This is a genomic window from Klebsiella sp. GN_Kp190, assembly GCF_040061795.1.
GTDB classification, from domain to species: Bacteria; Pseudomonadota; Gammaproteobacteria; order Enterobacterales; family Enterobacteriaceae; genus Klebsiella; species Klebsiella michiganensis.
The window spans coordinates 1-14,209 of the sequence record NZ_JBEAFN010000050.1 but is presented as its reverse complement, the minus strand read 5'-3'; the positions used below and the strand labels follow the sequence as shown (position 1 = coordinate 14,209).

14 protein-coding genes are annotated in these 14,209 nt (G+C 62.3%); 4 read left to right on the top strand and 10 right to left on the bottom strand.

Annotated features, from left to right (window positions below; genetic code table 11):
* Nucleotides 1-127 precede the first annotated feature (127 nt).
* The 9 genes from ABLU67_RS23775 to ABLU67_RS23735 form a co-directional block, all read right to left on the bottom strand.
* Complete coding sequence (locus tag ABLU67_RS23775; protein WP_014229692.1) at nt 128-1,531, bottom strand: DUF1996 domain-containing protein; 1,404 nt, start codon at nt 1,529-1,531, stop codon at nt 128-130.
* Between the two features lie 80 nt (nt 1,532-1,611).
* On the bottom strand, nt 1,612-2,349 hold the full coding sequence (locus ABLU67_RS23770; RefSeq protein WP_014229693.1) for a polyphenol oxidase family protein: 738 nt from the start codon (nt 2,347-2,349) through the stop codon (nt 1,612-1,614).
* Between the two features lie 141 nt (nt 2,350-2,490).
* Complete coding sequence (gene mhpT, locus ABLU67_RS23765) at nt 2,491-3,687, bottom strand: 3-(3-hydroxy-phenyl)propionate transporter MhpT (RefSeq protein ID WP_208923899.1); 1,197 nt, start codon at nt 3,685-3,687, stop codon at nt 2,491-2,493.
* A gap of 74 nt (nt 3,688-3,761) precedes the next feature.
* Nucleotides 3,762-4,778 (bottom strand): 4-hydroxy-2-oxovalerate aldolase, encoded by a 1,017-nt coding sequence (gene mhpE / locus ABLU67_RS23760; protein WP_004851699.1) that lies wholly within the window; start codon nt 4,776-4,778, stop codon nt 3,762-3,764.
* Nucleotides 4,775-5,725, bottom strand: a complete 951-nt coding sequence (mhpF, locus tag ABLU67_RS23755) for an acetaldehyde dehydrogenase (RefSeq protein WP_025108198.1) — start codon at nt 5,723-5,725, stop codon at nt 4,775-4,777. Before mhpF ends, mhpE begins: the two co-directional genes overlap by 4 nt.
* Nucleotides 5,718-6,524 carry a 2-keto-4-pentenoate hydratase gene (gene mhpD / locus ABLU67_RS23750; protein ID WP_025108199.1) on the bottom strand — a complete coding sequence of 269 codons (807 nt, stop codon included), beginning with the start codon at nt 6,522-6,524 and terminating at the stop codon, nt 5,718-5,720. The genes mhpF and mhpD overlap by 8 nt, the downstream gene beginning before the upstream one ends.
* Before the next feature lie 9 nt (nt 6,525-6,533).
* Nucleotides 6,534-7,400: a 2-hydroxy-6-oxonona-2,4-dienedioate hydrolase gene (gene mhpC / locus ABLU67_RS23745; RefSeq protein WP_048262456.1), complete on the bottom strand. Its 867-nt coding sequence runs from the start codon at nt 7,398-7,400 to the stop codon at nt 6,534-6,536.
* Between the two features lie 17 nt (nt 7,401-7,417).
* On the bottom strand, nt 7,418-8,362 hold the full coding sequence (gene mhpB, locus ABLU67_RS23740; RefSeq protein WP_004851708.1) for a 2,3-dihydroxyphenylpropionate/2,3-dihydroxicinnamic acid 1,2-dioxygenase: 945 nt from the start codon (nt 8,360-8,362) through the stop codon (nt 7,418-7,420).
* A gap of 1 nt (nt 8,363) precedes the next feature.
* On the bottom strand, nt 8,364-10,028 hold the full coding sequence (locus ABLU67_RS23735) for a bifunctional 3-(3-hydroxy-phenyl)propionate/3-hydroxycinnamic acid hydroxylase (protein ID WP_046878604.1): 1,665 nt from the start codon (nt 10,026-10,028) through the stop codon (nt 8,364-8,366).
* A gap of 190 nt (nt 10,029-10,218) precedes the next feature.
* On the opposite strand from ABLU67_RS23735, the gene ABLU67_RS23730 reads away from it, so the two are divergent.
* From ABLU67_RS23730 to ABLU67_RS23715, 4 genes are all read left to right on the top strand, one after another.
* Entirely contained in the window at nt 10,219-11,025 is an 807-nt protein-coding gene (locus tag ABLU67_RS23730; protein ID WP_025108202.1) for a DNA-binding transcriptional regulator, read from the top strand.
* 97 nt (nt 11,026-11,122) lie between these two features.
* Complete coding sequence (locus ABLU67_RS23725) at nt 11,123-12,181, top strand: ABC transporter substrate-binding protein (protein WP_049069694.1); 1,059 nt, start codon at nt 11,123-11,125, stop codon at nt 12,179-12,181.
* A complete protein-coding gene (locus ABLU67_RS23720) occupies nt 12,174-13,178 on the top strand; it encodes an iron ABC transporter permease (protein ID WP_286116060.1) in 1,005 nt (334 codons plus the stop codon). Before ABLU67_RS23725 ends, ABLU67_RS23720 begins: the two co-directional genes overlap by 8 nt.
* Nucleotides 13,178-13,927: an ABC transporter ATP-binding protein gene (locus ABLU67_RS23715; protein WP_046878602.1), complete on the top strand. Its 750-nt coding sequence runs from the start codon at nt 13,178-13,180 to the stop codon at nt 13,925-13,927. Before ABLU67_RS23720 ends, ABLU67_RS23715 begins: the two co-directional genes overlap by 1 nt.
* On the opposite strand, the gene ABLU67_RS23710 is transcribed toward ABLU67_RS23715, so the two are convergent.
* A partial coding sequence (locus ABLU67_RS23710; protein ID WP_348852558.1) for a substrate-binding domain-containing protein occupies nt 13,911-14,209 on the bottom strand: 299 nt, incomplete at its 5' end. The two genes, ABLU67_RS23715 and ABLU67_RS23710, sit on opposite strands and share 17 nt — an antisense overlap.

Below are 14,209 nucleotides of genomic sequence, written 5' to 3'. Positions count from 1 at the left end.
GATGCGCGGCATCGCCTCCGGGGAATTATGCCGCACTGCGCTCTGCTCCCGGGGGCGGCGCAAGCGCCTTGCCCGGGCTACGGGTTCACCACCGTCTGCGAACCCGTCGCCCGGGGAAAGGCCGCAATCAGATCTCCGGGGTATTTTTAAAGCCCATCAGCATCAGCATCGGCTCCTGCTGCGCCCCCGCCGGGTCGAAATGGTAGCGATTGCCCTGGCGGTCGCCGCCGATATACCACGAGATCTCGGTTTTGCCTTCCGCCAGCGCCTTGCGCACCGCTTTATCGACATCCACCATCCGGTATTCGCGTTTGGAATTGAGGTACAGCGACGCCTCCGAGCTGTAGTTACAGGGCGGGCGATGATTCCAGGTCACGCTGTTCGCGCTCCAGTCGTTGCTCGCCGGATAGAAAAAGATCTGATCCGCGCCGTTGGTTTCCACTTTTCCGCCGTAGATCCGCAGCTGATATTTAAACAGCGAGGCGTCCTGATCCTGCGGCAGCGGCGGGATAGGGAATTTCACCAGCGTCATGGTTTCCGGATTGTGCGTGCGCCCGCCGTTTTGCCAGTTATCGCTGACCACCAGGTTTTCCGGCGCGGGATGGGCGACCGTCGGCGCGGTGCTGTCCACCAGCGCATTCTCCTTCACCGTCGTGAAGCGATACGGCACTGCGCTGCCGCAGTCGATCCCCTTGTTCATGCAGCGCTCGGTCATATAGTGCGCCCCTTCCACCGTCCAGCCGTTCATAAAATCCGCGTGCGCCGTATAGATACTGCCCCAGCGCTCTTCGCGCTTCTCACCGTCCATGATCGGATCCAGGGAGAGCTGAATCTTCGCGGTATCCAGGGATGTAATCTGCGGCAGAACGTAGGCCACATTCATATTCACCGTCGGGATTTTCACCGGATAGTCGCTCGGACAGGCGCCGTTGACGTCGTATGCCGCGTTACTGTGCCCGTGAGCCGGTTTGAGATTGACCCCATCCCAGCAGTTGGGGAACTGAATACCGATATTAAACTGTACCGCATCGCCACCTTTACGCAGCCCACAGACTTCTCCGGCCTTGTTGCTGTAGCCTTTGCCGTTAGCGCACAAAAAGGTGATGCGCGAGCTGGGCGCCGAACCGTGGTGATCGCCCGCCAGCAGTTCGAGACCCGCCGGGAACGGGTGCAGCGGATACTGTTCCACTTTGGTGGTCTGATAGTAGGTTTTTTGATACGCCGGCGTTACCACCTGACCATCCGGCAGCTTCATCGACGGCACCCAGTAGGCGGAACCGTCGGCCTTGTTATCGCAGGTGGTTTCCGGCTGGTCGCGCAGCGTCTGATAGGTGGAAACCGCATCGGTATGGGTATTACCAAAAAAATCATGCCACATGGCCTGATTCGGTTTGCCGAACATCATGATGGCGTCATCGCCCAACGTATGGTGATAAGCGCAGACCACGTGGGCCTGCGGGCCGGCATGAGCGGAAAACGCGCCGGCAACCAGCAGCGGCGCGAGAGTTAAAGTGAACGCGTTCAATTTCATTTTGCAATCCTCCTTGTTTGAAGGAGTGCAGAGATAGCAAACGCCCGCCGATGTTACACATCATCAAACATCATTTCGTCTCATCGGCCCGCCCCATCAGGCTCGCGCATGATCCATGAATACTGAAATGACTTCGGCGCCGGGAAATGCGTGCGCCGACGAAACGACCCCAGCCGCTGCGGCGTGCAGTAGGTGCAGCTCCCCAGCCACTCCATGTTTTCCTCCGGCACGCCCGCGCTGCGCAGCAGGAGGTGGGCAAAAGCCCGCAGATCGAACCACGCATTGTCGCCCGCGGTCGCTTTCGCCTGCTCCCCCTCCGACGCCGCCTGATGGGACAGGAAGAGCTGCTCCCGATGGCGTTTTGCCAGCTCGCCGGCGGGCATCGCCAGCAGCGCCTGGTAGAAGTCGCCGGTGACTTCATAGCAGCAGGGGTGAATATGCGGCCCGCTCACCACCACCAGATCTTGCGGGTCGACGTGATAACGCTGAAACAGCGCGAGGCTATTTTCGATAATCCCGCTGGCCGCGCCGCGCCAGCCTGCGTGCACGCTGCAAACATAGCGCCCATCGCGCGACGCCATCAGCAGCGGCAGACAGTCGGCGGTCACCACGCCCATCTTTTGCCCGCTGACGGCGGTAAACATCGCATCGGCGTGGGGGCGCTCCGCCTGCGGCGCCCGATACTCATGTACGATATTGCTGTGAACCAGTTTAACCGGCGCCATTTCGCTATAGGGAAAGGCGGCGGTTTCATGAACGTCGAGAAAGGCGTAGCGGATACCGGGGATATCGCTCAGTAAGCGGGATGTAAAAGACATGATGCTCGGAAGAATCAATGGATGATGATTTAACCTATGCCAAAGTAGCGAGATGCGCAAGGCGGATTCCCGGGCTACCAGTCCGGTAGCCCAGGCAAGGCGCGGCTTTACCGCGCCGCCCCCGGGAATCAGCGAAAATGCTCAGGCCAGCGCCGTGCGTTTTTGTCGGCTCATCAGCCAGAACACCGCCGCGCCCGCCAGCAGAATGCCGGGAGCAGACGCGGCCATCACCCCGACGGTGCCGGTGCCCAGCGCCAGCATTTTGCCCGCCAGCAGCGGACCGCTCATCGCGCCGAGACGGCCAATCGCCACCGCCGTCCCCACGCCGGTGGCGCGGATTTCGGTGCGATAGAACAGCGGAGCCAGCGCGTAAAGCACGCTCTGGCCGCCGGTGGCAAACAGTCCGGCGACAAAGCCGGAGAAGAGCATTGCGGTCAGCGAGGACGCGGTCCCCAGCGCCAGCAGCGACGCCAGCATGCCGGTATAGATCAGCAGCGACATCCACAGCGGGCTGAGCTTATCCATCAGCGCCCCCAGCAGCAGCGTGCCGCAGGCGGCGCCAAACTGCAGAACAAACATCACTCCCGCCGCCTCGCTGGGGCTGAACCCCTGGCCGACTAGCAGCATCGGCAGCCAGTTGATCAGCATATAGACCACCAGCAGCGTGAAAAAATAGCACAGCCACAGCAGCAGCGTGGCGGTAGCGTTGCCCGGCGCGAGGAGCGTGCGCAGCGGCACGCCCCGCGCGCTGCGCTGAAACACCGGCGATTCCGGCAGCCAGCGCAGCAGCAGCGGCACCAGCAGCAGCGGAACGATACCGCCGATCCAGAACACCGTTTGCCAGGCCGCGGCAAGGCCGAAAAAGCCCAGCGCCGCCGCCAGCGCCGCGCCGATGGGGACGCCGCAGTACATCAGGCTGACCGCCCTGCCGCGAAAGCGGGGGCCGGCGGCCTCGGAGGTTAAGGCAATCAGATTCGGCAGCGCCGCGCCCAGGCCGACGCCGGTCAGCAGCCGGGCCACCAGCAGCGTGGGATAATTCCACGCCAGCGCGGTAGCGATTGAGAACAGGCCAAAGAGCAGCACCGAGCCCAGCAGAATTCGCTTGCGGCCATAGCGATCCGCCAGCATGCCGCCCACCAGCGCGCCGGGCAGCAGGCCGAGGATCCCGGCGCTGAAAATCCAGCCCATCTGCATTTTATCCAGCGCGAACGCCTGCGCCATGCCCACGGCGGCGATGCCTGCCGCCTGCAGATCCAGCCCTTCCATCAGGGCCACCATAAAACAGAGCCCGACGGTTAACATCAGGCGCGAATTGCTTGCAGTCGTTGTTTGGGTCATAGGGTACCTTTGCGATATCCGGACAAGCGGAGCAGGTGAATGGCGGCTGATACGTTGCCAGCCGCGCGTTGCTTTTATTTGCTGCGGTTAAGCAGATCCAGCGCGACGTCGACGATCATATCCTCCTGACCGCCCACCATCCGCCGCTTGCCGAGTTCGACGAGGATATCCACCGCGCTCAGGCCGTAGCGCCCGGCGGCCGCTTCGCTGTGGCGCAGAAAGCTGGAGTAAACCCCGGCATAGCCCAGCGCCAGCGTTTCGCGGTCAACCCGCACCGGGCGGTCCTGCAGCGGGCGCACCAGCTCATCGGCGGCGTTCATCAGAGCATACAGATCGGTACCGTGATTCCAGCCGAGCTTATCGGCGGCGGCGATAAACACCTCCAGCGGCGCGTTGCCCGCCCCGGCCCCCATCCCCGCCAGGCTGGCATCAATACGGTCGCAGCCCTCTTCCACCGCGGCGATGGAGTTGGCCACGCCGAGACTGAGGTTATGATGCGCGTGCATCCCGGTGGCGGTTTCCGGCTTCAGCACCGCCTTGAGGGCGCGGAAGCGATCGCGAATATCGTTCATGTTCATCGCCCCGCCGGAATCCACCACGTAAATACAGGTGGCGCCGTAGGATTCCATCTTCAGCGCCTGCTGCGCCAGCTGTTCCGGGGAGGTCATATGGCTCATCATCAGGAAGCCGACGGTGTCCATGCCCAGCTCGCGGGCGAAGGCGATATGCTGCGCGGAAACATCCGCCTCGGTGCAGTGGGTCGCCACGCGCACCACCCGCGCCCCGGCCTGATACGCGTTTTTCAGGTCGTGCAGAGTGCCAATGCCGGGTAGCAATAAAGTGGCGATCTTCGCCTGGCTGACCGACTCCGCCGCCGCCTCAATCCACTGCAGGTCGCTGTACGCGCCGAAGCCGTAGTTAAAGCTGGAACCCTGCAGGCCGTCGCCGTGGGCCACCTCTATCGAATCGACGCCCGCACAATCCAGCGCCCGGGCAATCTGGCGCACATTGTCGAGCGAGTATTGATGACGAATCGCGTGCATCCCGTCGCGCAGGGTCACGTCTGAGATATAGAGTTTTTTGCCGTTCATGCTGCTTCTCCCGCCGCGTCGTTCATCGCCTGGGCCATTTTTTCCGCCGTCGCCAGCGCCGCCGACGTCATAATATCGAGGTTACCCGCGTAGGCTGGCAGATAGTGCGCCGCCCCTTCGACCTCGAGATAAACCGCCGTTTTCAGGCCCGAGAAGCGGCCGACGCCCGGCAGGTTTACCGGTTTATCTTCCGGGATGACCTCAAACTGCACCTGCTGCTTCAGGCGATATCCCGGCACGTAGGCCTGCACAGCCGCCGCCATCTCGGCGATCGACGCGGCAATCGCCTGCTGCGATGCCGCTTCGCTCAGGACATAAACGGTGTCGCGCATCATCAGCGGCGGCTCCGCCGGATTCAGCACGATAATCGCTTTGCCTTTCGCCGCGCCGCCCACTTTCTCAATGGCCTGCGAGGTGGTTTCGGTAAATTCATCAATGTTGGCGCGCGTCCCCGGCCCGGCGGATTTGCTGGCAATTGAGGCGACGATCTCCGCATAGTGCACTTTTGCCACCCGAGAGACCGCCGCCACCATCGGGATGGTGGCCTGGCCGCCGCAGGTCACCATATTGACGTTGCCTTCGGCCAGATTGGCCTCGAGATTGACCACCGGCACGCAGTACGGGCCGATGGCCGCCGGGGTCAGGTCGATCACCCGGATCCCCGGCCTGGCTTCCCGCAGCGCGGCGTCGTTTTTCACGTGCGCTCCGGCGCTGGTGGCGTCAAAAACCACATCGATATCGGCGAATTCCGCCATCTGCATCAGGCCGCCAACGCCCTCGTGCGTGGTGGCGACGCCCATGCGCCGGGCGCGGGCCAGGCCGTCAGACTCAGGGTCGATGCCGACCATTACCGCCATCTCCAGGTGCTGCCCGTGGCGCAGAATTTTGATCATTAAATCGGTGCCGATATTGCCGGAGCCGATAATGGCGACTTTACGTTTACTCATCACTCTCTTCCTCTTTGGCGACAAAGGTCGCCGCCACTGAACCTAAACCGTCGATATGGGCGGCAAAACGATCGCCGGCGGTAATCGCCACCATCGGGCCTAACGCCCCGGTCAGCACGATATCCCCCGCCCGCAGCGGCTCGCCGAGGCTGGCCATTTTGCGCGCCAGCCACACCGCCGCGTTCAGCGGATGGCCAAGACATTCGCTGCCGCGCCCGCTGGAGACCTCTTCCTCGTTACGGGTCATGCGCATCGCGCAGTTTTTCAGATCCAGCCCATCCGGGCGCCGCGCCGGGCTACCCAGCACGTAAACGCCGCAGGAGGCGTTATCGGCGACCGTATCGACAAAGCCAATCGACCAGTCGCGAATACGGCTGCCGACCACCTCCAGCGCGGGAAGCACCCAGTCGATGGCGGCGTACAGTTCATCAAAGGTGGTATCGGCATGCGGCAGATCGCGTTTCAGCACCAGGGCGATTTCGGCCTCCACTTTCGGCTGCAGCACCCGGGAGAACGGCACATCGGCGTTATCGCCGTAGCACATGTCGGCAAACAGGGTGCCGAAGTCCGGCTGGTCAACGCCCAGCTGCTGCTGCACTTTAGGATGGGTCAGTCCCACCTTGCGTCCCGCCACCCGGCGGCCGTTCGCCACGTGGTGCTGCACGTTCATCCGCTGGATGGCGTAGGCCGCTTCCGCGTTGTCAACGCCGAGCGCATCGCGCAGCGGTTCAATCGCCTGGCCGCGGCGTTCCGCCTCACGCAGACGCTGCGCCAGTTGTTCAAGAGATAAGGTTGTCATCAGCACTCCTCAGGTACGCGCCAGAAAATCGAGCACCAGCTGGTTAAAGCTCTCCGCGTGCTCCCACTGCGCCCAGTGACCGCAGTCGCGATAGATATGCAGTTCGGAACCGTTAATGCCCGCCAGCAGGCGCAGCCCGGCGTCCATCGGTACAAAGCGATCGTTACGCCCCCAGACGATCAGGGTCTGCGCGCGGATTTCGCCGAGACGCGGGCTAAAATCCGGGAACTGCTTCGGGTTGGCTTCCAGGCTTTGGACGAAATTATCCAGATGCTCCCGGCGCGACAGCATATTATTGAGGCGCGCTTCAAACAGCGCGTCGGTCAAATCGCGGGTATCGAAGACAAAGATGTTCATCATCTTTTTCAGGTTTTCGATGGTCGGCTCACGGTACAGGCCGTTCAGCAGCTTGATGCCTTCCGTCGGCATCGGCGTAAACAGGCTCATGCCGCCGGTTCCGCCGCCCATCAGCACCAGTTTGCCGACGCGCTCCGGCCAGCTGAGGGTAAAGGCCACCGCGCTGTGTCCGCCCATCGAATTGCCCAGCAGATGCACTTTGCTGATATCCAGCTGGTCAATCACGCTTTTCAGCACCCTGGCGTTCAGGTCGGAACGGGAGCCGCGGTTGACGATAGAATCGCTTTTTCCCCAGCCGGGGCAGTCCAGCAGAATGACCCGGTAGCCCGCCTCGACCAGCGGGTCGATATTGCGGCTAAAGTTGGCCCAGCCGGTAGCCCCGGGGCCAGAGCCGTGCAGCAGGACCACGGTTTCGTCGCCCTCGCCGCAGTCATTAAAATGGATGCGTAATGTTTCTCCGCCCTCTTCCACGTTGAGGAAACGGCTGGTGGCGACTTCGGTTTGCGGTTGGTAGCTCATCATATTCTCCCGTTAATTCAGTTCTGCGCGGCGGCGCTCAGCGAGCCAAATCCGGCAATCCACTCGGGGATTGGTCGGTAATAGCGGCCTTCGCAGCGCCAGCGGCCAAATGCGGATAGCGCGGCAAAGGCGGCCACCCAGGTTTTAATTTCGTGCGTCGATTTCCCGGCCATTGCCGACAGCTCTTCGTTACTGACGGCATCCAGCTCCGCCAGCCGCCCCTGCTCCAGCAGGCTCATAAAGCGGGTATCCCAGACGGGGTTGAGCGGATAGAGCGAGTTCTGGTCCTCGATAAACTGCTTCGCCGCGCTAATGACCCGCTGCTGGCGCAGTTCACGCTCGTCCGGAGGCAGCTGCCTGCCGCTGCCCAGCAGCCGGTCGCGCATATGGGCATCGGCCTTCGCCAGCTCCGGTACCGGCGGCTGATGCGACAGGCCGCCGGAGCCAAGGATTAATACCCGTTTATTGAGGGTGGTCAGGAAGCGGCCAATGGCTTCGCCCAGCATGCGGGTGCGCTGAAAGCCCGGCAGCGGCGACGCCACGCCGTTGATAAACACCGGCAGAACCGGCAGGGTATCCAGCCCGCCGAGCAGGAACTCCAGCGGTTGCGCAAAGCCGTGATCCACCTGCATGCAGTAGGAGACCGCCAGATCGATGCCCTCTTTCATCACCGCGTGGGCGCAGGCCTCCGCCAGCGCCGTCGGCACCGGCAGAACGCCGCTGGCGCTGCTGAAGTCGCCGATAGCGGTCGCCCCGATGCCTAAACAGAACGGCGGCATCACATCGTAGAAAAAGCCGTTGTAGTGATCGGGAGCAAACAGCACCACCAGCTCCGGGTCGAAGGCGGCAATGCGCGCCCGCGCGTCGGCGATGGTGCCGTTCACTTCGTCCAGCACCGCCTGTTCCGGGTCAACGTAGCCCACCAGCGGGGTATGGGAGAGGCAATGAAGATATGCGTTCATATCAGGCCACCTGTTCAATCGTTGTTGCCGCCTGCGCGGAAGCCAGCTGCATCTTGCTCGCCAGCGCGTCGAGCTTTTTGCTCAGGGTTTGCGGGATGGCCACGGTGGCGACGAAGCGGTCCGGACGCACCACGGCAATGGCGGTATCGTGCTGCGCGAACCAGCTTTTCAGGCGGTTTTGCGTATCGCCGATGCGGATAACGCCGGGCACGTTGTCCTGATCGCAATGAATCTGCACCTCCGGCACCACCTGGATAAAGCGCACCCCGACCGCGCGCCAGCGGGCTATTTGTTCATCGTTGAGCCCCCACTGCGGATTACAGCCCCAGGCGATAATGGCGAATCTGGCGCCAATCACCTCATCGAGCAGCGTCACCTGCCCGTTTTCCAGCGTCACCTTCGGCTGGATAAACATTTTGCCGACCGGGGACGTTTTGCTTTCGCCTTCCGCCAGCAGCGCGCCGTCGCGATACTGCGGCATTGGCTTGAAACGCATTTCAAGGAAGTAGCGTTTAACCGGCGGCAGATAGTTGAGCAGCCACGAAACGCCGTCGCGCACCGCGCCGTGCCAGCGTTTCGGCGGCGCCAGGACGTTGCCGGCGGTGACCGACAGGTCGATCATCGCTTTGGCGTGATCGCGCCGCTCCTGTTGGTAGCTGTCCAGCAGCGCCTCTCCGGCTTTGCCGTTCACCACCAGCGCCAGCTTCCAGGCCAGGTTAAAGGCGTCGCGCATACCGCTGTTGTAGCCCTGCCCCTGCCACACCGGCATGATGTGCGCCGCGTCGCCCGCCAGCAGTACGCGATCGACGCGAAAGCGTTCGGCGATGCGCGCGTTGTGGGTGTAGACGCGCTGGCGAATCAGCTCGACGTTATCCGGGTCCGGCAGCACCTTGCTCAATAGCTGGCGCATCTTGCGCGGCTCGCTGAGCTGGGCTTCGGTTTCTCCGGGCATGACCATAAATTCGAAACGCCGTACCCCGTGCGGCAGCGCGGCGGAGACGTACGGGCGCACCGGGTCGCAGCACAGGTAGACGTGCGGCGTCGCCAGCGGATCGTTGGCGATATCAATAACAATCCATTGATTCGGCGCGGTTTTGCCTTCGAAGGGAATATTCAGCGCGCGACGAATGAAGCTGGCTCCGCCGTCGCAGGCCACCAGCCAGTCGGCGCGCACGGTTTCCCGCTCGCCGTCGCTGCCTTTGACGTTCAGGATGACACCGTCACTATTCTGGCTAAAGGCCTCTACTTCGCGGGAAAACAGGCAGCGCACGTGGGGGAAACGGCTGAGGCCGTCGTACAGCACCGCGTCCACCTGCGGCTGAATAAACGCATTGCGGCGCGACCAGCCAAACTCGTCGGTCATCGGCTGAATATCGGCAAAGCAGCGCCCTTTCGGGGTGAGAAAGCGCATCGCGTGCCACGGCGTAGTATGCGGCAGCACGTTGTCGACCAGCCCCACCGCCTGCATCGCCCGCAGCGCCTCATCGTCGATACCGATGGCGCGGGGATAATCGATCAGCGACTCGAGCTTCTCAATCAGCACGACGCTGACGCCCATCTGCCCGAGGTAGTTGGCGATGGTCAGGCCAACCGGACCGGCGCCGGCAATAGCGACCTGCGCGCTGTGCTGTACCGCGGGTTGGATATCAGGATTGGATGTTGTCATTTTCAAAACCTCACGCTTCGGACAAATTGCCGTCACCGCACAACCTTCAGCAGGGCAATTTGTTAACTAAATGTGAATTTATTTTTATTGTGAGGTCAGTATAGGGTCGGTGATTTGCGCTACAATCAAAACATTACCGGATGAGCACCAGGTGCACATGATTGTTTATAATGATTTTTATTGAGGACGCATGAACGAAAACGCTTCGGCAGATTACAAAACGGTGCGCGGATTGAGCCGCGGATTATTGTTATTAAATTTGTTAAATAAATTCGACGGAGGCGCGACGGTCGGCACCCTGGCCGAGTTTAGCGGCCTGCATCGCACGACCGTCAGGCGGCTGCTGGAAACGCTGCAGGACGAGGGTTACGTGCGCCGCAGCCGCTCCGATGACAGCTTTCGCCTGACGATTAAAGTGCGTCAGTTAAGTGAGGGATTTCGTGACGAACATTGGATTTCTGCCCTCGCCACGCCGCTGCTTGGCGAACTGCTGCGCGAGGTTTTATGGCCGACCGACATCACCACCCTGGACGTCGATGCGATGGTGGTGCGCGAAACCACCCACCGCTTCAGCCGCCTCTCCTTCCACCGGGCGATGGTCGGCCGCCGCCTGCCGCTGCTGCTGACCGCTTCGGGATTAACCTGGCTGGCCTTCGCGCCGGAACACGAACGAAGCCCGATTGTTGAGATGCTTGCCGCCCGACCGGAAGCGGAGTATCAGCTGGCGCGCGAGCCGGAAAAACTGGCCGCCATCCTCGAACGCACCCGGCAAAACGGCTACGGCGAAAACTTTCGCGGCTGGCAGCAGGAGGAGAAAATCGCTTCCATTGCCGTCCCCATTCGCCGCCAGCAGCGGGTTATCGGCTGCCTGAACCTGGTCTATATGGCTAAAGCCATGACCATTGACCAGGCGGCGCAAAAGTACCTCGCCCCGCTGCAGAAGGTCGCTACCCGCATAGAAGAACGGATGTCCGATGAAGAGGTGTTTTACCAATAACCTTGTCCATAGGGGGTAAATAGCCCGCCAGCCATTGCGCCCGGCTTCGTTATATATTTTAATATACAACGATTCTTCCTTTGCCGCTGAGCCCATCATGTCCAGACATCCGCGCGTTTTCTTTGCTATGGCGCTGTTAAGCGCCAGCCTGTTTGCCGGTCAGGCCTTTGCCGACCGCACCCTCACCGACCAGCTGGGTCGTGAAGTCACCCTCCCCGACCACGTCACCCGCGCCGTGGTGCTCCAGCATCAGACCTTAAACCTGCTGGTGCAGCTTAACGCCGCTGACGACGTTGTCGGCGTCATGAGCAGCTGGAAAAAGCAGCTTGGCCCGCAGTTTGCGCGCTTTATGCCGGCTATTGAGACACTACCGATGCCGGGCGATCTGACGCAGGTCAATATCGAGAGCCTGCTGGCGCTGCATCCCCAGGTGGTGTTCGTTGCCAACTACGCGCCGCAGGCGATGATCCAGCAGATCCAGGGCGCCGGGATCCCGGTGGTGGCGGTCTCTCTGCGCCAGGATGCCGCGGGTGAGAAAAACAAAATGAACCCGATGATGGCCGATGAAGAGCAGGCCTATAACGAGGGGCTGAAACAGGGGATCCGCCTGATTGGCGAAGTGGTCGGGCGTCAGGCTCAGGCCGAAGCGCTGATTCAATACACCTTCAGCGCGCGCAGGCTGGCTAACGCGCCGGTTGCCGATATTCCGCAAAACGAGCGGGTGCGGGTATATATGGCCAATCCGGACCTCAACACCTACGGCTCGGGCAAATACACCGGCCTGATGATGAAGCACGCCGGGGCGCTGAACGTTGCCGCCGCCAGCGTAAAGGGCGCGCGCCAGGTCTCGCTGGAGCAGGTGCTGCAGTGGGATCCGCAGGTGATTTTCGTGCAGGACCGCTACCCGGAGGTGGTCAAACAGATACAAAACGACCCGCAGTGGCAGAGCATTGACGCGGTCAAAAATCACCGCGTGTGGCTGATGCCGGAATACGCCAAGGCCTGGGGCTACCCGATGCCGGAGGCGCTGGCGATCGGCGAGCTGTGGATGGCGAAAAAACTCTACCCCTCACGCTACAACAGCGTCGATGTCGAGGCGAAGGCGCGGGAGTACTATCAGCGTTTCTACCGCGTGAAGTGGACGCCGGATGCGTAGTCATCGTCATCCGGCCCTGCTGCAATGTACCCTCGCGCTGGTGACGATCGTGATTGCAATCGCTTCACTCTGCCTCGGGCAGTATCCGTTAAGCCTGGCGGAAGTTTTTCGCCAGCTGGCGCATCTTTCTCCCCTCGACGGCGTCGCCGGCCAGGTGATGTGGTCGGTGCGGCTGCCGAGGATCGTGATGGCGCTGCTGGCCGGCGGCGCGCTGGGGCTGTGCGGGGCCACCTTACAGGGCGTGTTCCAGAATCCGCTGGTGGACCCGCATATCATCGGCGTCACCTCCGGTTCCGCCTTCGGCGGGACGCTGGCGATTCTGCTGGGGCTGAACGCCGCGCTGATGATGGCCTCGACCTTTCTCTTCGGCCTTGCCGCGCTGATGCTGGTCTATCTGATAGCCGCGCTGCAGGGGCGCGAAAGCACCCTGGTGCTGATCCTCTCAGGCATTATCCTCAGCGGCTTTTTTGCCGCCCTGGTGAGCCTGATGCAGTACCTGGCCGATAGCGAAGAGACGCTGCCGAATATTGTTTTCTGGCTGCTCGGCAGCTTCGCCACCGCCAGCTGGCACAAAGTCCTGCTGATGGCGCTACCGGTAGCCTGCGCCGCGATGGTGCTGTTTAAGCTCCGCTGGCGGATTAACCTGCTGGCGCTGGAGGAGAAAGATGCCCGCGGTCTGGGGGTTGCGGTGACCGGGCTGCGTCGCGGGGTACTGGTGTGCTGCGCGGTGCTGGTCGCCGCTCAGGTGGCGGTCAGCGGCAGCATCGCGTGGGTCGGGCTGGTGATCCCGCATCTGGCGCGGCTGCTGGCCGGCGCCGACCACCGGCGTCTTCTCCCTACCGCCTTCTGGCTCGGCGGCGGTTTTATGATCGTCGTCGATGACCTCGCCCGCACGCTGATCCAGGCCGAAATCCCCATTGGAATCATCACCGCGCTTCTTGGCGCGCCGCTGTTCACCTGGCTGCTGGTGCAGTCGCGACGCACAGGCGCGCGCTGATGGCCCTTTCCCTACAGTTAAGCAACCTGCTCTACGGCCATAGCCGACCGCTGTTCGCCCCTCTGAACCTGCAGTGCCGTTCCGGCGATATCTGGGCGGTGCTCGGCGCTAACGGCCGCGGCAAAAGCACTCTGCTCGATACCCTGACCGGGGTACTGACGCCGATCGGCGGTGAATTTACCTGCGCGGGCGGTCTCGCCATCGTGCCGCAGTATTTTCGCCCGGCTTTTGGCTGGCAGGTGCGCGACGTGGTGCTGATGGGACGGGCGCGCCACGTTAATCTGTTCGCTCAGCCAACAGCGGAAGACGAACGTGAGGTGCAGAAGGCGCTGGCGCAGCTGGGGATCGCGGTGCTGGCCGACAAGGTGTTTTGCGCGCTGTCCGGCGGCCAGCAGCAGCTGGTGCTTATCGCCAGGGCGCTGGTGGGCGCCAGCCAGAATATCCTGCTGGATGAACCCTGCTCGGCGCTGGATCTGGCCAACCAGCAGCTGGTGCTGCAGCTCATCAGCGACCTGGCCCATCGCCAGAAGCGGACGGTGCTGTTTACCACGCACGATCCGACCCACGCCCTGCAGGTGGCGAACCAGACCTTGCTGCTGCTGCCCGACGGTGAATGGCTGGCGGGAGAATCAGCCGCCGTGCTGACGGAAGCGAATCTTCAGCGCGCGTATGGTTTAGCGGTACGCAAAGTCCATCCCCCCGGGTCGGCGCTGCCGCTGCTGGCTCCGCAGTTTACGATTCGTCGTTGATAGGCAAAAAACCGGCGTCTTTCAGTAAGCGCTGCCCCTCCGCGCCGAGGATAAAGCGGCACAGCCGCTGCGCCCCGGCGCTCTGTTCAATCTGCGCCAGCAGGTAGTCGCAGCGAACATTCCACGCCGGCGGAATAAGCAGCGTGCGCAGATCGCTGCACGCCGCCATCTGCGCGGCGTAGTGCGCATAGCCGATAAACAGGTCGGTTAAGTTTTCACGGATCAGCCACGCCCCGGCGATTTCTCCCGCCGGCACCGGCAGCGAGTCGGGGGGGGGGGGGG

Coding starts and splice junctions, on each gene's coding strand:
- ABLU67_RS23715 (WP_046878602.1), top strand. CDS start 13,178: ATGGCCCTTTCCCTACAGTTAAGCAACCTGCTCTACGGCCATAGCCGA.
- ABLU67_RS23725 (WP_049069694.1), top strand. CDS start 11,123: ATGTCCAGACATCCGCGCGTTTTCTTTGCTATGGCGCTGTTAAGCGCC.
- ABLU67_RS23730 (WP_025108202.1), top strand. CDS start 10,219: ATGAACGAAAACGCTTCGGCAGATTACAAAACGGTGCGCGGATTGAGC.
- mhpC (WP_048262456.1), bottom strand. CDS start 7,400: ATGAGCTACCAACCGCAAACCGAAGTCGCCACCAGCCGTTTCCTCAAC.
- mhpE (WP_004851699.1), bottom strand. CDS start 4,778: ATGAACGGCAAAAAACTCTATATCTCAGACGTGACCCTGCGCGACGGG.
- mhpB (WP_004851708.1), bottom strand. CDS start 8,362: ATGAACGCATATCTTCATTGCCTCTCCCATACCCCGCTGGTGGGCTAC.
- mhpT (WP_208923899.1), bottom strand. CDS start 3,687: ATGACCCAAACAACGACTGCAAGCAATTCGCGCCTGATGTTAACCGTC.
- ABLU67_RS23770 (WP_014229693.1), bottom strand. CDS start 2,349: ATGTCTTTTACATCCCGCTTACTGAGCGATATCCCCGGTATCCGCTAC.
- mhpF (WP_025108198.1), bottom strand. CDS start 5,725: ATGAGTAAACGTAAAGTCGCCATTATCGGCTCCGGCAATATCGGCACC.
- ABLU67_RS23775 (WP_014229692.1), bottom strand. CDS start 1,531: ATGAAATTGAACGCGTTCACTTTAACTCTCGCGCCGCTGCTGGTTGCC.
- ABLU67_RS23735 (WP_046878604.1), bottom strand. CDS start 10,028: ATGACAACATCCAATCCTGATATCCAACCCGCGGTACAGCACAGCGCG.
- mhpD (WP_025108199.1), bottom strand. CDS start 6,524: ATGACAACCTTATCTCTTGAACAACTGGCGCAGCGTCTGCGTGAGGCG.
- ABLU67_RS23720 (WP_286116060.1), top strand. CDS start 12,174: ATGCGTAGTCATCGTCATCCGGCCCTGCTGCAATGTACCCTCGCGCTG.